General features: G+C 70.2%; 16 protein-coding genes, 1 tRNA gene and 2 pseudogenes. 7 read left to right on the top strand and 12 right to left on the bottom strand.

Annotated features, from left to right (window positions below; all coding sequences use genetic code 11):
* The first annotated feature begins 10 nt into the window (after positions 1-10).
* Entirely contained in the window at positions 11-937 is a 927-nt protein-coding gene (locus tag ACZ1HC_RS09505; protein ID WP_472699767.1) for a zinc ABC transporter substrate-binding protein, read from the top strand.
* Between the two features lie 93 nt (positions 938-1,030).
* Positions 1,031-1,207: a hemin uptake protein HemP gene (hemP, locus tag ACZ1HC_RS09510; protein WP_472699768.1), complete on the top strand. Its 177-nt coding sequence runs from the start codon at positions 1,031-1,033 to the stop codon at positions 1,205-1,207.
* Between the two features lie 27 nt (positions 1,208-1,234).
* On the opposite strand, the gene ACZ1HC_RS09515 is transcribed toward hemP, so the two are convergent.
* Complete coding sequence (locus ACZ1HC_RS09515) at positions 1,235-2,704, bottom strand: pseudouridine synthase (protein ID WP_472699769.1); 1,470 nt, start codon at positions 2,702-2,704, stop codon at positions 1,235-1,237.
* Between the two features lie 80 nt (positions 2,705-2,784).
* Here ACZ1HC_RS09515 and ACZ1HC_RS09520 point away from each other — a divergent pair, with 80 nt between their 5' ends.
* The gene (locus ACZ1HC_RS09520; protein WP_472699770.1) at positions 2,785-3,267 is read left to right on the top strand and encodes a nucleoside deaminase; all 483 of its coding nucleotides are present in this window, start codon (positions 2,785-2,787) and stop codon (positions 3,265-3,267) included.
* Positions 3,268-3,307: 40 nt separating this feature from the next.
* Positions 3,308-3,381 (top strand) — tRNA-Gly (locus tag ACZ1HC_RS09525).
* Positions 3,382-3,422: 41 nt separating this feature from the next.
* Here the strand turns inward: ACZ1HC_RS09525 and ACZ1HC_RS09530 are convergent.
* The 6 genes and pseudogenes from ACZ1HC_RS09530 to ACZ1HC_RS09555 all read right to left on the bottom strand — a co-directional run bounded on the left by ACZ1HC_RS09530 (position 3,423) and on the right by ACZ1HC_RS09555 (position 9,656).
* Positions 3,423-3,740: a hypothetical protein gene (locus ACZ1HC_RS09530; protein ID WP_472699771.1), complete on the bottom strand. Its 318-nt coding sequence runs from the start codon at positions 3,738-3,740 to the stop codon at positions 3,423-3,425.
* A 64-nt stretch (positions 3,741-3,804) separates the two neighbouring features.
* Positions 3,805-4,707: a 3-hydroxyisobutyrate dehydrogenase gene (gene mmsB, locus ACZ1HC_RS09535; RefSeq protein ID WP_472699772.1), complete on the bottom strand. Its 903-nt coding sequence runs from the start codon at positions 4,705-4,707 to the stop codon at positions 3,805-3,807.
* Positions 4,704-5,759 (bottom strand): enoyl-CoA hydratase/isomerase family protein, encoded by a 1,056-nt coding sequence (locus ACZ1HC_RS09540; protein ID WP_472700819.1) that lies wholly within the window; start codon positions 5,757-5,759, stop codon positions 4,704-4,706. Before ACZ1HC_RS09540 ends, mmsB begins: the two co-directional genes overlap by 4 nt.
* Positions 5,733-6,860: pseudogene (locus tag ACZ1HC_RS09545) on the bottom strand (acyl-CoA dehydrogenase family protein); the annotation flags it as partial. The pseudogene ACZ1HC_RS09545 and the gene ACZ1HC_RS09540, both read right to left, overlap by 27 nt.
* A gap of 40 nt (positions 6,861-6,900) precedes the next feature.
* Positions 6,901-8,055 (bottom strand): carboxylate-amine ligase, encoded by a 1,155-nt coding sequence (locus ACZ1HC_RS09550; RefSeq protein ID WP_472699773.1) that lies wholly within the window; start codon positions 8,053-8,055, stop codon positions 6,901-6,903.
* A gap of 101 nt (positions 8,056-8,156) precedes the next feature.
* The gene (locus tag ACZ1HC_RS09555; protein ID WP_472699774.1) at positions 8,157-9,656 is read right to left on the bottom strand and encodes a CoA-acylating methylmalonate-semialdehyde dehydrogenase; all 1,500 of its coding nucleotides are present in this window, start codon (positions 9,654-9,656) and stop codon (positions 8,157-8,159) included.
* 100 nt (positions 9,657-9,756) lie between these two features.
* Between ACZ1HC_RS09555 and ACZ1HC_RS09560 the strand changes: the two genes are divergently transcribed.
* The 3 genes from ACZ1HC_RS09560 to coaD all read left to right on the top strand — a co-directional run bounded on the left by ACZ1HC_RS09560 (position 9,757) and on the right by coaD (position 11,765).
* Positions 9,757-10,668: a LysR family transcriptional regulator gene (locus ACZ1HC_RS09560; RefSeq protein ID WP_472699775.1), complete on the top strand. Its 912-nt coding sequence runs from the start codon at positions 9,757-9,759 to the stop codon at positions 10,666-10,668.
* Positions 10,669-10,727: 59 nt separating this feature from the next.
* Positions 10,728-11,189, top strand: coding sequence for a CBS domain-containing protein (locus ACZ1HC_RS09565; RefSeq protein WP_472699776.1), 462 nt, complete (start codon positions 10,728-10,730; stop codon positions 11,187-11,189).
* 81 nt (positions 11,190-11,270) lie between these two features.
* A complete protein-coding gene (coaD, locus tag ACZ1HC_RS09570; protein WP_472699777.1) occupies positions 11,271-11,765 on the top strand; it encodes a pantetheine-phosphate adenylyltransferase in 495 nt (164 codons plus the stop codon).
* Between the two features lie 41 nt (positions 11,766-11,806).
* Here coaD and ACZ1HC_RS09575 read toward each other — a convergent pair whose 3' ends face one another.
* The 5 genes and pseudogenes from ACZ1HC_RS09575 to ACZ1HC_RS09595 form a co-directional block, all read right to left on the bottom strand.
* On the bottom strand, positions 11,807-12,529 hold the full coding sequence (locus ACZ1HC_RS09575; protein WP_472699778.1) for an SDR family oxidoreductase: 723 nt from the start codon (positions 12,527-12,529) through the stop codon (positions 11,807-11,809).
* Between the two features lies 1 nt (position 12,530).
* On the bottom strand, positions 12,531-13,379 hold the full coding sequence (locus ACZ1HC_RS09580; RefSeq protein ID WP_472699779.1) for a fumarylacetoacetate hydrolase family protein: 849 nt from the start codon (positions 13,377-13,379) through the stop codon (positions 12,531-12,533).
* A gap of 177 nt (positions 13,380-13,556) precedes the next feature.
* Positions 13,557-14,060, bottom strand: coding sequence for a bactofilin family protein (locus ACZ1HC_RS09585; protein WP_472699780.1), 504 nt, complete (start codon positions 14,058-14,060; stop codon positions 13,557-13,559).
* Positions 14,050-15,334 (bottom strand): annotated as a pseudogene (locus ACZ1HC_RS09590) (DUF5930 domain-containing protein). Before ACZ1HC_RS09590 ends, ACZ1HC_RS09585 begins: the two are co-directional and overlap by 11 nt.
* A gap of 186 nt (positions 15,335-15,520) precedes the next feature.
* A complete protein-coding gene (locus ACZ1HC_RS09595) occupies positions 15,521-16,918 on the bottom strand; it encodes a helix-turn-helix domain-containing protein (RefSeq protein ID WP_472699781.1) in 1,398 nt (465 codons plus the stop codon).
* Between the last annotated feature and the right edge of the window lie 88 nt (positions 16,919-17,006).

Raw genomic sequence — 17,006 nt, forward strand, 5'->3', positions numbered from 1 at the left:
AGGTGATCCGATGCGCATGACGCTTTTTGCCCTTGGCCTTCTGGCCGCCGGCCCGGTCCTGGCCGCGCCGCCGCAGGTGGTCGCGGACACGCCGGTGACGGCGTCCCTGGTGCAGCAGGTGCTGGGCGATCTGGGACAGGTGCAGGTGCTGCTGCCCAAGGGGTCAAGCGCGCATCATCACCAGATGCGGGCGTCGGATGCGCGGGCGCTGCAAGAGGCCGGGTTGCTGGTCTGGACCGGACCCGGCCTGACGCCGTGGCTGGAACGCGCGGCCTCCTCGGTCGCGGGGGACGTGGCGCAGCTGCGCCTGCTGGAGGTGCCGGGCACGCATCTGCGGGAATACGGCGCGGGCCATGAGGGCCACGCGGAGGGGGACCACGACCACGCGCCGGACGGGGAACCGGATCCCGGCCATGCCGATGTCGATCCCCATGCCTGGCTGGACCCGGCGAACGCGCGGGTCTGGGTGACGGCCATCGCCGATGCGCTGGCAGAGGCGGATCCGGGCAATGCCGAGGCCTACAGGCGCAACGCGGCGGCGGCTGCGGGCGGGATCGACAGCTTGGATCGCGATCTGCGCGCCCGCCTTCAGCCCCACGCCAAGCAGGGCTTCGTCGTCTTTCACGATGCCTATGGCTATTTCACCGACCACTTCGGCCTGACGCCGGCGGTCGCGGTGACGCTGGGGGATGCGACCGCGCCCTCGGCCGCGCGGCTGGACGAGATCCGGGCGCGCATCGCCGGTTCCGGGGCGGCCTGCGCCTTCCCCGAACAGGGCAGCGACCCGAAACTGGTCGAGGCCGCGATCGAGGGCAGCCCGGTGCGGATCGGACAGCCGCTGTCCCCGGAAGGCAGCGACCTCGAGGCGGGTCCGCAGCTTTACGGCCAGGTCATGACCCGGATGGCGGATGCCATCGCGGACTGCCTGGCAGGCTGACGCCGGGGGCTTCGGGAAACCCGACTCATTTAGTTTGACATTCCCAACTGAACTTGTCAGGTTTGTGGACAGACCCATCCCCAGGAGGCGATCATGACCGCAGCCCGTCCCGCAGACTTCACCCAGCCGGCCACCAGCGTCCTGGCGCGGCTTCCGCAGCACGACGCCACCCAGCTGACCCGCGGCGGCAACCAGGCGCTGATCGTCCTGGACGACCAGATCTATCAGCTGCGCATCACGCGGGCCGGCAAGCTGATCCTGACGAAGTAAATCCCCCGCCGGCGGCGGGGCAGGCCGTCAGGCGCGCGGCTTTCCGGCGCCCGGACGGCCGCCCGGCTTGCCCGAAAAGCGCGGCCGGTCGCCGCCGGCCGCGCCGCCGCGCGCCGGCTTGGGACCGCCGGGCTTGCCGAAGGGCTTGCGGTCGCCGCCCGGCTTGCCGCCCGGACGCGGTCCGTCGCCCCGGGGCTTGAAGCCGCCCTCGGCCCGGTCGGTGCGCGGCTTGAACCCCTTGGCGCCGGGTTTTCCCTCGCCCCGGGGCTTGAAGCCCGCCTTGGCATCCTCGCCGTCGCCCCGGGGCTTGAAGCCGCCTTCAGGCCGGTCGCTCCGGGGCTTGAAGCCCTCTTCCGTGCGGTCGCCGCGCCGCTTGAACCCGCCTTCCGCACGGTCGCCACGGGGTTTGAAACCCCGTTCTCCCTCGGGGCGGTCGCCGCGGGGCTTGAAGCTGCCTTCGGGGCGGTCGCCGCGCGGCTTGTGGCCGGGCTTGTCAGCCTGAGCGTGGCGAGCGGGCTTGCCGGGGCGCGGGCGATCCTCGGCGCCGTCGCGGTCGGCGCGCGGCCTGTCGGACCAGGTCCGCGCGGGGCGGTCGTCGCCGTCGTGGGGGCGGTCCTTGCCGCCGGCGCTGCGGAAGCTGCGGGGGCGGGCCTCGGCGTCGTCGCGGCGCGGGCCGCGCGCGCCTTCGGCGCCGCGGGGCCGCATCTGGCGTTCCTTGGGGGCGCTGTCCTCGCCGGTCAGCAGCCCGCCTAGCTGGTCGCGCAGCACGCGGCGCTTGACCTCGACCACCTGGTTCTTTTCCATCCCGGTCAGCTTGAACGGGCCATAGCCGATGCGGATCAACCGGTTCACCTGCAGCCCGACATGGGCCATGGCGCGGCGGATCTCTCGGTTCCTGCCCTCGCGGATGCCGACGGTCAGCCAGGCGTTGGCGCCCTGCTGGCTGTCCAGCTTGATCTCCATCGGGGCGAAATCCTCGCCGTCGATGGTGGCGCCGCGGCGCAGCGGGGCGAAGGTCATGTCGCTGGGCGTGCCGTTCACCCGCACCCGATAGCGCCGCAGCCAGCCGGTCGAGGGCAGTTCCAGCCGCCGCTTCAATTCGCCGTCGTTGGTCAGCAGCAGCAGCCCTTCCGAGTTGAGGTCCAGCCGCCCCACCGTCATCACGCGCGGCAGGTCGCGGGGCAGGGCGTCGAAGACCGTCTGCCGGCCCTTCTCGTCGGATTCGGTGGTCACCAGGCCCAGCGGCTTGTAATACAGCCACAGCCGGGTTTCCTGCGGCTCTTCCAGCTTCTTGCCGTCCACCAGGATGCGGTCGCCGGGCAGCACGTCAAGCGCCGGGCTGTCGATGGTCCGGCCGTTGACCGACACGCGGCCTTCCAGGATCATCCGCTCGGCCTCGCGGCGGCTGGCGACGCCGGCGCGGGCCATCACCTTGGCGATGCGGTCCGCAGAGCGATCGGCGGATGCCGGGCGGCTGTCGTCGGGGGTGTCGGTCATGGCGATCTCTCCTGCGCATCGCTGCGGTGGCAAAGCCGCGCTTCTACCGGGCGCGGACGGGCAAGGAAAGGGCGACTTGCATGGCTGCCGCGCCCTTGCGACAAGCGGGCATGAGCCGCTTCACCTCTCATATGGGCCTGGCGCTGGATCAGGCAAGGGCCGCGGCCCGGCGGGGCGAGGTGCCGGTGGGCGCGGTGGTGGTCGCGCCGGACGGGCAGGTGGTCGCCGCTGCGGGCAACCGGACGCGCGAACTGTCCGATCCCACCGCCCATGCCGAGATCCTGGCGATCCGTGAGGCCTGCCGGGCCGCAGGGTCCCAGCGCCTGCCCGACCACGACCTGTGGGTGACGCTGGAGCCCTGTCCGATGTGCGCCGCAGCCATCGCCGCGGCGCGGATCGGGCGGCTGTATTACGGGGCGGGCGACGCGCGCATGGGCGGGGTCCGGCACGGCGCCCGGGTCTTCGACCATCCCCAGTGCCATCACCGTCCGCAGGTCTATGACGGGATCGGCGCCGAGCAGGCGCGGGCGCTGCTGCAGGGGTTCTTCCAGACGCGCCGATGACGGTTGCGCGGCCTGCCGGCTTTGCCTATACGAGTGCCATGCGGGTGTAGCTCAATGGTAGAGCAGCAGCCTTCCAAGCTGAATACGTGGGTTCGATTCCCATCACCCGCTCCAGCCCCCACCGTCTTCCGAACGACCCCTTGGGGAGGCGGGCTTCAGGGATGCGCGGCCAGGCTGTCGTCGGCCAGGCTGTTCCGGCGCAGGATCGACTGCAATTCCATTGTCTCGGAACTGACGCGGACCAGGTGCCCGTTGACGATCGCATAGCGGCTGCCGGGCAGTTCGGACCCCAGGCCGTAGCGGCCGGGCTTTTCGATGAAGCGGACGGAATCGGCGGGCAGGACCATCCCCGGCACCAGGGGTTCGGCCGCGTCCAGAGCGGGCTGCGCCTGGACGGAACTCTGGTCCAGATACAGCGCGCCTGCCGAAACCGTCAGGCCGATCGCCGCTGCCGCGGCCATTGCGACCATCATCACCCTGTCCATCACCGTCGCGCCACTTCGCCTGTCCGTGTGATGGAAAACCGGGATGGAAGCCTTACGGTTCCGTCGAAGGCGTCACGGAACCGTCACCAAGCCGATTTTTCGCGACGAAGCGTGGCAACATTGCCGAAAAGTCGCGCCCGCGCCCGTCCTCGTGTTCGACGAACTGGTGATACAGCTGCCGCGCAAGCGCGCCCATCGGCGTGTCCGCCCCGGCCGACGACGCCGCCGCCTGCGCCAGGTTCAGGTCCTTGAGCATCAGTTCCGCCGCGAAGCCCGGCTTGTAGTCGTTATCCGCGGGCGAGGTCGGCCCGACCCCGGGGGCGGGGCAATAGGCGTTCATCGACCAGCTGTAGCCCGACGAGGTGGAAACCACGTCGAACATCTTCTGCCGGTCGAGGCCCAGCCGGTCGGCAAGGGCGAAGGCCTCGCAGGTGACGATCATGGTCACGCCCAGGATCATGTTGTTGCAGATCTTGGCGGCCTGCCCGGCCCCCGAGGCGCCGCAATGGACGGCTTTCTGGCCCATGATGTCGAACAGCGGCCGCACCGTGGCGAAGGCCGCGTCCGATCCGCCCACCATGAAGGTCAGCGTGCCGGCCTGCGCGCCGCCGATCCCGCCCGATACCGGCGCATCCAGCGCCTCGAGGCCGGCCGCGCGGGCCTGATCGGCCACCGCGCGGGCGCTGTCCACGTCCACCGTCGAACAGTCGCACAGCACCGCGCCCGGCTTCATCGCCGGGATCACCTGATCGGCTACGCTCCGCAGGATCTGGCCGTTGGGCAGCATGGTGATGACCACGTCCGCGTCCCCTGCCGCGGCGGCGGCGCTGTCGGCCAGGGTCAGGCCCTCGGGGCGGGCGACGGTGTCGAAGCCCGTCACCCGGTGCCCGGCCTTCGCCAGGTTCAGCGCCATCGGCGCGCCCATGTTGCCAAGTCCGATGAAGGCGATGTTCATGCCCGTTCCTCCCATGTCAGTTCGTTCGGCCCCAGGGGCGCCAGCAGCGCGGCGACATGGCCGGGGCTGGCATCGGCCGTCCACCGGGGCTTGCGGTCCTTGTCGATGATCTGCGCCCGGACGCCTTCAAGAAAGTCGGTCTCCTGCGTCGCGCGCCAGGTGAAGCGGTATTCGCGCGCCAGCGAATCCTGCATCCGGTCGTCGTCCCGCGCCGCCCGGACCATCGCCAGCCCCGCCGCCATCGACAGGGGAGAGTTGGCCGCGAGGATCTTCAGCGTCTGCGCGTCCCCGTCCTGTTCAAGCGCGTCGATGATGTCGGCCACGCCGTCCTTCGCGAAGGCCGACAGGTCCATCGTCCGCAGCGGGGCGCTGGGCGCGTCCTGGCCCTCGATCAGCGAGACGTCGCCGCTGTCCTCGAGCCGGGCGATCAGGTCGGGCCAGTCGGCCTCGGGCAGGTAGATGTCGGCAAAGCCCGCATGGATCGCGTCGCCCGCGCCCATCCGCGCGCCCGTCAGCGCCAGGTATTCGCCGATCCGCCCCGGCGCGCGCGACAAAAGCCAGGTTCCCCCGACGTCCGGGATCAGGCCGATGCCGGATTCGGGCATGGCGATCTGCGTGCTGTCGCCGACGATGCGGTGGCTGGCGTGCCCGCCCACGCCGACACCGCCGCCCATCACGAAGCCCTGCATGAAGGCGACGACGGGTTTCGGATAATCCGCGATCGCCGCGTTCATGCGGTATTCGTCGGAAAAGAACCGCCGCCCGGTGTCGTGGTCGCCCGCCAGCGCCGCGCGATAGACCGCGGCGATGTCTCCGCCCGCGCAGAAGGCCCGCTCGCCCTCGGCGTCGATGATGACAAGCGCCACCTCGGGGTCGTCGCGCCAGGCGTCCAGGGCGCGGTGGATCGCCACCGCCATGTCGTGGCTCAGCGCGTTCAGCGCCTTGGGGCGGGTGAAGGTGATGCGCCCGGCGCGGCCGCGCTTGCGGATGTTCAGGTCTTCCACGTCGTTACCCCGTTCCGCCAGCATCGCCCGGGCGACGATCAGGCGCATGATCTCGTTGGTGCCTTCCAGGATCTGGTGAACGCGCAGGTCGCGCACGATCTTCTCGATCCCGTAGTCGGCCAGATAGCCATAGCCGCCGTGCAGCTGCAGGCACTGGTTGGCGACCTCGAAGGCGTGGTCGGTGACGTGCAGCTTGGCCATCGCGCAGAAGCGGGTGGCGTCCCGCGCCCCGCTGTCCAGCTTCCAGGCCGCCTGGCGCAGGAAGATCCGCGCCGATTGCAGCGCGGTTTCCATCTCGGCCAGGCGGAACTGCAGCGCCTGGAACTGGTCCAGGCTTTGCCCGAAGGCGCGGCGTTCGCCCATATAGGCCAGCGTCGCGTCAAGCGCCGCCTGCGCGCCCCCCAGCGCCGCCGCCGAGATGTTCAGCCGCCCCCCGTCCAGCCCGGCCATCGCATAGGCGAAGCCGCGGCCTTCCTCGCCCAGCAGGTTGTCGGCGGGAATGTCGCAGTCGTCGAACTGCACCTGCGCGGTGGGCTGGGCGCGCCAGCCCATCTTGTCCTCGGGGGCGCCGAAGGACAGGCCCGGCGTGCCGTCGGGCACGATCACCGCGCTGATGCCCCGCGGGCCGTCGCCGCCGGTGCGGACCATCGCCACATAGGCATCCGAATAGCCCCCGCCCGAGATGAAGGCCTTGGTCCCGTTCAGCCGCCAGCCGGCATCGGTCCGTTCCGCCCGCGTCCGCAGCGCGGCGGCGTCCGATCCGCTGCCGGGTTCGGTCAGGGCATAGCTGAAGACCGTCTCCATGCTGCACAGGCCCGGCAGCCAGCGGGCCTTCGTGGCGTCCGATCCGAACTTGTCGATCATGCCGCCGCACATGTTGTGGATCGACAGGAAGGCCGCGACCGAGGGGCAGGCCATCGCCAGCGCCTCGAAGACCAGCGTCGCGTCAAGCCGCGACAGGCCCGCGCCGCCGTAATCCTCGGACACGTAGAGCCCGCCGAAGCCCAGCTGGGCCACGTCGGCCCAAAGGTCGCGGGGGATGGTGCCCAGGGCCTCCCATTGCCGGGCATGGGGGGCGATGCGGTCCTGGCCGAACGCGCGCGCCATCTCGAAGATGGCCTGTTGTTCCTCAGTCAGCGCGAAGTCCATGATGTCATCCCCGGCGTCGTTGAACATGCGTTTGATTGCCTCAGGTCGTGGCCGCTGGCAAGGGTTCCAGACCAAGGTGGAACTCGGCCACAAGATGGCGCACCACCTCGACCATCGCCTCATTGCGGGTGGCGCCTGCGGCCATGGCGCGCGCCAGCACGGCGCGCTGGCGCGCGGCCGACCCGCCCTCGGCGACGATCTGGCGGGTCCGGGCGATCTGGGGCTGGCTGCCCAGGGCGTCGGCATCGGGGCCGACAAGGGCCAGCCAGTCCTCGGCCGCGCGGGCGAAAGGCAGGATCCGTCCGGCGCCGAAGTCGATGGGCCCTTCGGCAAGGCCGTGGCGCGCGGCGCGCCAGCGGTTCTCGGCCAGCAGGAATGGATCGTATTGCCGCCACTGCTGGTTCTGCCGCGACAGGCGCCACAGCATCCGCAGCGTGGCCTGGATCAGCGCGGCCAGGGTGATGGTGTCGTCCAGCCGGGGCGAGGCGTCGCAGATCCGCGTCTCCAGCGTCGGGAACCGCGACGAGGGGCGCAGGTCCCACCAGATCTTGCTGCTGTCCTCGATCACGCCCAGATCGGCCAGCACCCGGACCGACCGTTCGAAGTCGTCCCAGCTTGCGAATTGCGGGGGCAGCCCGGTCCGCGGCATCCCGCCGAAGACCGTGGTGCGATAGGAGGCAAGCCCGGTATCGCTGCCCTGCCAGAACGGGCTGGAGGCCGACAGCGCCAGCAGATGCGGCAGGAAATAGGCCATCTGGTTCATCAGGTCGATGCGCTGCGCGCGCGACGGGATACCCACGTGCACGTGCATCCCGCAGACCAGCATCCGCCGCGACACCGCCCCCAGGGTGCGCGACAGGTCGTGATAGCGGTCCTTGTCGGTGTGGAACTGGTCGCGCCAGCTTGCGAAGGGGTGGCACGATGCGGAAATCGGCGCCAGCCCGTGATCGCCCGCGATTCGCGCCACCGTGCGGCGCAGATGGGCCAGGTGGGCGCGCGCCCCGGCGATGCCGGCGCAAACGGGGGTGCCGACCTCGATCTGGCAGCGCAGGAATTCGGGGCTGACGCTGTCGCCCAGGGCCTCGCGGCAGGCGGCCATCAGCCCGTCCGGGGCCGGAGCCAGATCGCCCGAGCGGGGATCGACGAGAAGGTATTCCTCCTCGATGCCAAGGGTGAAGTCGGGATCGTCGGGCATGGGCTTCCTCTGCTGGCCGCGCGGATGGGACCGCAGACCGGCCGGCGATGCAAGGGACCGGATGACGAAGGGCGGGGATCGTCCCCGCCCCCGGTGCCTCGTCAGTCCATGGCGCGGAAGTTGAACTCCCCGCCTTCCTTGATGCCGGACGGCCAGCGGGCCGTGACGGTCTTGGTGCGCGTGTAGAAGCGGAAGGCGTCGGGGCCGTGCTGGTTCAGGTCGCCGAAGCCCGACTTCTTCCAGCCGCCGAAGGTGTGGTAGGCCAGCGGCACCGGGATCGGCACGTTGATGCCCACCATGCCGATGTTGATGCGGCTGGCGAAATCGCGCGCCGTGTCGCCGTCGCGGGTATAGATCGCGGTGCCGTTGCCGTATTCGTGGCTCATCGCCAGGCCGATGGCTTCCTCGTAGGAGCCGGCGCGGACGGTGGACAGGACGGGGCCGAAGATTTCCTTGCGGTAGATGTCCATGTCGGGCGTCACGCGGTCGAACAGGTGCGGGCCGACGAAGAAGCCGTTCTCGTAGCCCTGCAGGCTGAAGTCGCGGCCGTCCACGACCAGTTCCGCGCCCTGGTCGATGCCCGACTGCACCAGGCGCAGGATGTTTTCCTTGGCGGCGGCAGTCACCACCGGGCCATAGTCCACGTCGTTGCCGGCGGTATAGGGGCCGACCTTCAGCTTCTCGATCCGCGGGACCAGCCGTTCGATCAGCGCGTCGGCGGTCTTTTCGCCCACCGGAACGGCGACCGAGATCGCCATGCAGCGTTCGCCCGCCGCCCCGTAGCCCGCGCCCACCAGGGCGTCGGCGGCCTGGTCCATGTCGGCGTCCGGCATGATGATCATGTGGTTCTTGGCGCCGCCGAAGCACTGCGCGCGCTTGCCCGTCGCCGCCGCGCGTTCATAGATGTATTGCGCGATCGGCGTCGAGCCGACGAAGCCCACGGCCTGGATCACCGGGTTGTCCAGGATCGCGTCCACGCTTTCCTTGTCGCCGTTCACGACCTGCAGCACGCCGTCGGGCAGGCCGGCCTCTTGCAGCAGCGCGGCCAGCATCAGCGGAACCGAGGGGTCGCGTTCGGACGGCTTGAGGATCATCGCGTTGCCGGCGGCAAGCGCGGGGCCCATCTTCCACAGGGGGATCATGGCCGGGAAGTTGAAGGGGGTGATGCCCGCCACCACGCCCAGCGGCTGGCGCATGGAATACATGTCGATGCCGGGACCGGCGCTGTCGGTGAATTCGCCCTTCAGCAGATGCGGCGCGCCGATGCAGAACTCGATCACCTCGAGCCCGCGCTGCACGTCGCCCCGGGCGTCGGGCAGGGTCTTGCCGTGTTCGCTGGACAGGGCCTCGGCCAGCTTGTCCATGTCGCGGTTGATGAGGCGCACGAACTCCATCATCACGCGGGCGCGGCGCTGCGGGTTGGTGGCGCCCCAGCCGACCTGCGCCTGGGCGGCGCGGTCCACGGCGTGGTCAAGCTCGGCCCGGGTGGCCAGCGACAGCTTCGCCTGAACCTCGCCGGTGGCGGGGTTGAAGACATCGCTGAAGCGGCCCGAGGTTCCCCGGTATTCCTTGCCGTCGATCCAGTGGTGAATCTCTCTCATCGCATCCTCCTTGGTTGGGGGCAGCCTAGCCTTGCGGATTTGCCGGATAAAGAGGAAGGATGGCAAAGACGTTTTGCGGATCTGCAAAGGGGGCGGCGCGATGGACTGGGACGACCTGCGCATCTTCCTGGCGGTGGCGCGCACCGAAAGCCTGTCGGGGGCGGGCCGCAGGCTGGGGATGGACGCCTCGACCATCGGCAGGCGGATCGCCCGGCTGGAACGGGCGGTGGGGGCGGCGCTGTTTGCCAAGACCCCGCAGGGCTATGTCCTGACCGCCGAGGGCGCGCGGCTGGTCGCCCCGGCCGAGGCGGCCGAGCAGGGCGCCAACGCCGCCGCCGAGGCGGTCGGCCGCGAGGCGGGGCTTGCCGGGCAGTTCCGCATCGGCGCGCCGGACGGCTGCGCCAACTACCTGCTGCCGCAGGTCGCGCGCGATCTCTGCGCCGCCCATCCGGGGCTGGAGATCCAGATCGTCGCCCTGCCGCGCGTCGTGAACCTGACCAAGCGCGAGGCCGACATGGCGGTGGCCGTGTCCCCGCCGGACACGGGGCGGCTGACGGTGCAGCGGCTGACCGATTACCACCTGCACCTGGCCGCGCATGGCGATTACCTGCGGGCCGCCCCGCCGATCCGCGACCTGCCCGACCTGCGCGGGCACCGGATGATCGGCTATATCCCCGACATGATCTTCGACCGGGAACTGGACTATCTGTCCGAAACCGGGGTGCAGGTCGCGGCGATCACCTCGAACTCGGTCTCGGTGCAGATGCAGGCGATCCGGGCGGGGGCGGGCCTGGGGATCGTCCACGACTTCGCCATCCCCTTCGCGCCGGGGGTGCGGCTGGTCCTGCCCGACCGGATCGCCCTGAAGCGCAGCTTCTGGTTGATCCGCCACGCCGACGACCGCGCCTCGCGCCGGCTGTCGCTGTTGGCCGACCTGTTGGCCCAGGGGCTGCGGGCCGAGGTCGCGCGCCTGGAATCGCAGCTTTCCGCCCCGCGCCTTCGTCGGGCTTGACGGAACCCGATTCCGGGAAAAGGATGGATCCAGCGCGTCGCCACCGGAGGGAATGCACCATGCTTGTCAATCAGCTGCTGTCGATGAAATCGGGGTCGGGCAAGCCGGGAATCGAGGCGCGGACCATCGTGACCATCCGTCCCGACGCAACCCTTGCGGATGCAGCCAGGATACTGTCCGAACAGCGCATCGGCGCGGTGGTGGTATCCGAGGACGGCCGCAAGCCGCAGGGGATCCTGTCGGAACGAGACATCGTGCGCCAGCTTGGCGCGCGCGGCCCCGGCATCCTCGGGACCCCCATCTCGCAGGTCATGACGCGCGAGGTGCAGACCTGCGAGATGAGCGACGACGCCCTGGTGATCCTTGAGCGCATGACCCAGGGCCGCTTCCGCCACATGCCGGTGGTGGATCGCGACGGCAACATGCTGGGCGTGGTGTCCATCGGCGACGCGGTCAGCGGGCGGCTGAAGGAGCTCGCGGCCGAAAAGGATGCGCTGACCGGGATGATCATGGGCGCCTGACGCCCGGTCCTGCAAGTGCTTGCAATTTGACGGGCGATCGGCTTTTCCTGCGGGGGCAGGCAAGCACAAGGACGCCCGTCGATGCGCATCGGTCTTTATCCCGGCACCTTCGATCCGATCACGCTGGGCCATGTCGACATCATCCAGCGGGCGATGGCGCTGGTGGACCGGCTGGTGATCGGCGTCGCCATCAATCGCGACAAGAAGCCGCTGTTCGACCTGGAGGAGCGGGTGTCGATGGTGCAGGCGGAATGCGACCAGATCGCCAGCCGCACCGGCGGGCAGATCGTCGTCCACCCGTTCGAGAACCTGCTGATCGACTGCGCCCGCGATGTCGGCGCGCAGGTCATCGTGCGCGGCCTGCGCGCGGTCGCGGATTTCGAATACGAATTCCAGATGGTCGGCATGAACCGCGCCCTGGATGCCAGCATCGAGACGGTGTTCATGATGGCCGATGCCCGCCGGCAGGCCATCGCCTCGAAGCTGGTCAAGGAAATCGCCCGCCTGGGCGGGGACGTGTCGAAATTCGTCACCCCTCCGGTCCGCCAGGCGCTGGACGACCGCTTCCGCGGCTAGGGTTCCGAAGACCCTGCGCGCGTGGCCCGGCGGCGCGGGGATCAGCCGCGCCCGATGAAGGGCATGTTGGTCGCCATGACGGTCATGAACTGGACATTGGCGCCCTTGGGCAGGCTGGCCATGTGCAGCACGGCATCGGCGACCACCGCCACATCCATCTGCGGTTCCGGGTCCGGCGCCTGGGTGCTGACCTGCGCCAGAAGAGCGGTGGCGGCGTTGCCGATGTCGATCTGTCCGCAGGCGATGTCGAAGGGCCGGCCATCCAGCGACAGGGATTTCGTCAGCCCGGTCACGGCGTGCTTCGAGGCCGTATAGGCGATCGAGCCGGGCCGCGGCGCATGGGCGGCGATCGAGCCGTTGTTGATGATCCGCCCGCCCTGCGGCTGCTGCGCGCGCATCAGCCGGAAAGCCGCGCGGGCGCACAGGAACATCCCGGTCACGTTGGTGGCGATCACCGCGCGGAAGATGCCGGGGTCCAGCTGGTCCGGGGTGGCGGGGTCGGCGCCGCGCCCGGCATTGTTGAACAGGACGTCGATCCGCCCCCATTCGGCATGGACCCGGTCGAAGGCGGCATCCACGGCAGCCTCGTCGGTGACGTCGCAGGGCAGGATCAGGGCGGGGTTGCCGGCGGCGGCCTCGCGCAGCGCCTCGGGCCGGCGCCCCAGAAGCGCGACCCGCCAGCCCTCCGCCAGGAAGCGCCGCGCCGTGGCCCGGCCGATGCCGCTGCCGGCGCCGGTGACGACGATGGTCCGCGTCCCGGTCACGTCAGATCACCCTCTGGCGCTGCTGGCCCAACCCCTCGATGCCCAGGCGCATGACCTGCCCGCGCCGCAGGAAGACCGGCGGCTTCTGCCCCATGCCGACGCCCGGCGGCGTGCCGGTGGCGATCACGTCGCCGGGATGCAGGGTGGCAAAGCGGGACGCATAGGCCACGATCTCCTCGGGTCCGAAGACCATCGTCGCGGTGCTGCCGTCCTGGAAGCGGCGGCCGTCCACCTCGAGCCACAGGGGCAGGGCGCGCGGATCGGGGATCTCGTCGGCGGTGACAAGCCAGGGGCCGATCGGGCCGAAGCCGTCATAGCCCTTGCCCTTGTCCCAGCTTCCCCCGCGCCGCAACTGCCAGTCGCGTTCGCTGATGTCGTTGACCACGCAGTAGCCGGCGATATGGGCCGCGGCGCGGTCCGGGCCGATCTGGCGGCCGCCGTCGCCGATGACGATGCCCAGTTCCACCTCCCAGTCGGTGGCGGCTGAATCGGGGGGCAGGGCCAGATCGTCGTCCGGCCCGGCGATGCAGCTGGTCCACTTGGTGAACAGGATCGGCTCGGTCGGGACATCCATGCCGGACTCGGCGGCATGATCGGCATAGTTCAGCCCCACGGCCAGGAACTTGCCGACGCCGCCCACGCAGGCGCCAAGACGCAGATCCTGCTGCGGCACACCGGGGACCAAGGGCAGCGAGGCCGGGTCGATGGCGCGCAGCGCGTCCAGGCCGCGGGCCGTCAGGCAGGCGCCGTCGATGTCGCCCAGATGGCCCGACAGGTCGCGCACCCGCCCCTCGCCGTCCAGAAGCCCAGGCCGTTCGGCGCCCTTCGCGCCGTATCTGACAAGTTTCATGCATCCCCCTGATCGAAAGCCTGCCGACAGCCGGCGCGGCACACGCCGGGCGTTCCGGCGGCGCCGGTGCCGCCGTCTCGGGCCGGCCCGGGCATTTGGGCCTGTCCGCGCCCCGGGGTCAAGCCGGCGGCCGTGACGCCACCGCGGCGCAGGGCGGAACGGCGCGTCGAAGCGGCCCTATTCCGTGGCGGGCGGGGCCAGCTTCCGGGTCGGGCCGTTGGCCAGAGGGTCTTCCTGCCGCTGGACCGAGCCTTCGAAATGCGCGCCGGATTCGATCGCGATGGTCTTGTGGATGATGTCGCCCTCGACCCGCGCGCTGGCCGACAGGCGCACCTTGAGGCCGCGGACGCGCCCCACCACCCGGCCGTTCACCACCACCTCGTCGCCCACGATTTCGCCGCGGATGGTGGCGCTTTCGCCGATCACCAGCTGATGGGCGCGGATGTCGCCTTCAAGCGTGCCCTCGATCTGGATGTCGCCGTCGGTGCGGATGTTGCCCACCACCGTCAGATCCGAGGACAGGATGGACGGCGTCGTGCGCCGCGCGACCGGGGCCGCGGGGTTGTCCGTGCGCTCTGGCTGATGGGGTGCGGGGGCGGGGGCGGCGGCGGCTTCGGATCCCGGCGCCGCGGGCGCGGGGGGCGTTTGCGGTTTTTCGGTGACGCGGGTCTTACTGAACATTGCTTGCAGCCTTGATGAAGCTCATCGGGTCAACCGCCCGACCCTTCATGCGCACCTCGTAATGCAGATGCGGCCCGGTCGAGCGTCCGGTATTGCCCATATCACCGATCAGCTCGCCTTGCGACACCCTTTGGCCGGTCTTCACGCAGAATCCGCGACAGGTGGCCATAGCGCGTCTCGACGCCCAGTTCGTGCCGGATCTTGATGAGATTGCCGTAGGCGCCCATCCGGCCGGCGAAGATCACCACCCCGTCGCCCGTCGCGTGGATCGGCGTGCCGACCGGTGCGGCCATGTCGACCCCCTCGTGCGAGCGGCCCCAGCGGCGCCCGAAGCCCGAGGAATAGCGGAACGACTGCTTGACCGGCATCGCCAGCGGCAGCTTCTCCATGGCGATGCGGTAGGTGTTCATCTGGTCCAGCGTGACGATGATCTGGTTGGCCTTGGTCTCGGAATTGGCCAGCGCCGCGTCGCCGCGGGTCGAATAGGCCATCGGCGTCAGCGGGCCGCCCTGGCCGGAATAGCCTTCGCGGATGGTTTCCAGAACGTCGTCGGGATCCATGCCCACCGACCGGAACACCTGGTCCAGCGGCTCGACCGAGATCGTCACGGCGTTTTCCAGCTGGGTCAGGATTTCGTCGTTGCGCGCCAGGATCTGCTCGCGCTCGATCGCGAGTTCGTCGGCGGTGCGGCGGGCCTCGCGGGCCTGCTGGACGGCGTCGGCACGCTCGTCGGCGGTCTGGCGCAGCTCGCCGGTCAGGATGTCCAGCGCGGCGGTCACGTCCGCCTCGTGGGCCGGGGATCCGGCGCCGGTGGCCTGGGCCAGGGCGCTGTCGCGGTCGTCGATGGCGCCGCGCAGGGTGGACTGCAGGGCGGTCAGCCCCGTCTCCAGCTCGCGCCGCCGCTCCTCGGAGGCCAGAAGCTGGCTCTGCATCTGCGACACCTGGTCGAGCGCCAGTGCAAAGCGGTTCTGCGCCGCCAGGGCCTCGGCCGCGCGGGCGTCGCGTTCCCGGGACAGTTCGCTCAGCCGCTGTTCGAAGGCGGCCTGGGTGCGAGTGATCTGGTCGCGGGGCGAGGTGCCCGCGCTCAGCGCGTCGATCGCCAGCACCGAACTGGCCACCAGCGTCCAGGCGAAGGCCAGGGTGACGCCGCACAACCCGATCAGCTGGGTCAGGGGCCGCAGGCGGACATACCGGCTGTCGTCGTCCGATCGCAGGAACAGCCGTTTTTCGGGCAGGATGCGTTCAAGCGAGGCGTTCAGGCGGTTTGTCAGCATCGGCAAGTCAGGTCCCCCGTCGGCGCGCCCGATCCGAGTCGAGCGATCTTGTTCCGGTCGGCCTTGGGTAAATCGGATGTGTGCCTTCCTGGCAACAAGCCCTCTGATTGTGGTTCCCTTCATGCGCGGAACCTTGCCCCGGCGGGCAGAAATCCGCCGAGAGGCACCAGATGCAGCAGGCCGGCGTCAACCGATCTCATAGGGTAGGGGTCCATTGCGATCCTGCGGAATGTGCAGCGGCCGGTCGATCGGCGGAACCGACCGCTGGTGGCAATCGGGCCGCGGGCAGATGCGGCAGGAAATGCCGATCGGCTCGAAGGCCCGGGGCTTGGTCAGATCCAGCCCGTCGGCATAGACGACGCTGCCGGCATGGGAAATCTCGCAGCCCAGGCCGATGGCGAAGCGGCGGACCGGGGCGTTGAAGGCGCCGGCGTGCTTGGACACGTCGCGCGACATCAGCAGATAGCGGATCCCGTCGGGGGTTTCGGCCAGCTGGCGCAGGAAGCGGCCCGGCTGCTCGAAGGCCTGGTGGACGTTCCACAGCGGGCAGGCGCCGCCGAAGCGGGCGAATTGCAGGCGCGTGGCGGAATGGCGCTTGGTGATCGTGCCGGCCTGATCGACGCGCACGAAGAAGAACGGCACCCCCTTGGCCCCCGGCCTTTGCAGCGTGGACAGCCGGTGCGCCACCTGTTCCAGCGAGGCGTCGAACAGATGCGCCAGCCGTTCCAGGTCGTGCCGTTCGGCCTGCGCCGCGGCCAGGAAGGCGCGGTAGGGCATCAGCGCCGCCCCGGCGAAGTAGTTGGCAAGCCCCACCCGCGCCACCTCGCGGGCGGTCTGGCTGCGGAACCGCGCCAGATCCAGCGTCGCGTCCAGCAGGTCGGCCTGCCGTTCCAGGGCCACCAGATGCAGCAGCTGGAACAGCTGCGTGGGCCGTTCGGCGGCGGCGTTGACCTGCACCTCGGTCCCGGTGCGGCGGAAGACGGCGTTGGCGGGCAGTTCGGCGCGCGTCACGCGGATGCCGCGCTGCGCCAGGGCCGCGACGCCCGCCTGCCACGGGTCGAGGCGCTGGCCCGCGGGGCAGGCAAAGCGTTCGGCCGCCCGGTCCACCGCGTCGATGTAGTTGTCGCAATAGTGGAAGAAGTCGCGCACTTCCTCCCACGGGGTGGAGAGCGCGTTCTGGCCCGCCGCGCCGATCGCCTCGTCCAGGGCGGCCAGGCGTTCCTGGCCCTGGCGGTGGGCGCGATACAGATCCAGGAAGGCGCGGGCCAGGACCGGCGCGTTGGTGGCGGCAAGGCGCAGGTCGGCCAGCGGCGGGGCGGCGTCGAACAGCGGATCGGCCAGCGCCTCCTGCATGTCGATGACCATGCGTTCGGCGTCGCCGGCGGCAAGCGTCGTCAGATCGACGCCGAATTCCTGGGCCAGCCGCAGCAGCACCCCGGCCGAGATCGGCCTGTGGTTGTTTTCCATCTGCGACAGATAGGGCAGCGACACCCCCAGCCGTTCGGCGAAGCGCCGCTGGGTCAGCCCGCTGCGGGCCCGCGTCTCGCGCAGCGACGTGCCGGCATAGATCTTCTGCATGGCCATGATCGGATCCCCCTTTTGCAAAAGCTGCATTAGCTTTTGCAAAGCGGCCAGGACAAGGGCCGCGAGAGGCGGGACGGGGGCAGGCCGG

It is taken from the genome of Paracoccus sp. BR5-17 (assembly GCF_055693925.1).

What these genes read in the sequence shown, in the direction of transcription:
- ACZ1HC_RS09505 (WP_472699767.1), top strand. Translation starts at nt 11, where the DNA reads ATGCGCATGACGCTTTTTGCCCTTGGCCTTCTGGCCGCCGGCCCGGTC.
- hemP (WP_472699768.1), top strand. Translation starts at nt 1,031, where the DNA reads ATGACCGCAGCCCGTCCCGCAGACTTCACCCAGCCGGCCACCAGCGTC.
- ACZ1HC_RS09515 (WP_472699769.1), bottom strand. Translation starts at nt 2,704, where the DNA reads ATGACCGACACCCCCGACGACAGCCGCCCGGCATCCGCCGATCGCTCT.
- ACZ1HC_RS09520 (WP_472699770.1), top strand. Translation starts at nt 2,785, where the DNA reads ATGGCTGCCGCGCCCTTGCGACAAGCGGGCATGAGCCGCTTCACCTCT.
- ACZ1HC_RS09530 (WP_472699771.1), bottom strand. Translation starts at nt 3,740, where the DNA reads ATGATGGTCGCAATGGCCGCGGCAGCGGCGATCGGCCTGACGGTTTCG.
- mmsB (WP_472699772.1), bottom strand. Translation starts at nt 4,707, where the DNA reads ATGAACATCGCCTTCATCGGACTTGGCAACATGGGCGCGCCGATGGCG.
- ACZ1HC_RS09540 (WP_472700819.1), bottom strand. Translation starts at nt 5,759, where the DNA reads ATGCGCCTGATCGTCGCCCGGGCGATGCTGGCGGAACGGGGTAACGAC.
- ACZ1HC_RS09550 (WP_472699773.1), bottom strand. Translation starts at nt 8,055, where the DNA reads ATGCCCGACGATCCCGACTTCACCCTTGGCATCGAGGAGGAATACCTT.
- ACZ1HC_RS09555 (WP_472699774.1), bottom strand. Translation starts at nt 9,656, where the DNA reads ATGAGAGAGATTCACCACTGGATCGACGGCAAGGAATACCGGGGAACC.
- ACZ1HC_RS09560 (WP_472699775.1), top strand. Translation starts at nt 9,757, where the DNA reads ATGGACTGGGACGACCTGCGCATCTTCCTGGCGGTGGCGCGCACCGAA.
- ACZ1HC_RS09565 (WP_472699776.1), top strand. Translation starts at nt 10,728, where the DNA reads ATGCTTGTCAATCAGCTGCTGTCGATGAAATCGGGGTCGGGCAAGCCG.
- coaD (WP_472699777.1), top strand. Translation starts at nt 11,271, where the DNA reads ATGCGCATCGGTCTTTATCCCGGCACCTTCGATCCGATCACGCTGGGC.
- ACZ1HC_RS09580 (WP_472699779.1), bottom strand. Translation starts at nt 13,379, where the DNA reads ATGAAACTTGTCAGATACGGCGCGAAGGGCGCCGAACGGCCTGGGCTT.
- ACZ1HC_RS09585 (WP_472699780.1), bottom strand. Translation starts at nt 14,060, where the DNA reads ATGTTCAGTAAGACCCGCGTCACCGAAAAACCGCAAACGCCCCCCGCG.
- ACZ1HC_RS09595 (WP_472699781.1), bottom strand. Translation starts at nt 16,918, where the DNA reads ATGGCCATGCAGAAGATCTATGCCGGCACGTCGCTGCGCGAGACGCGG.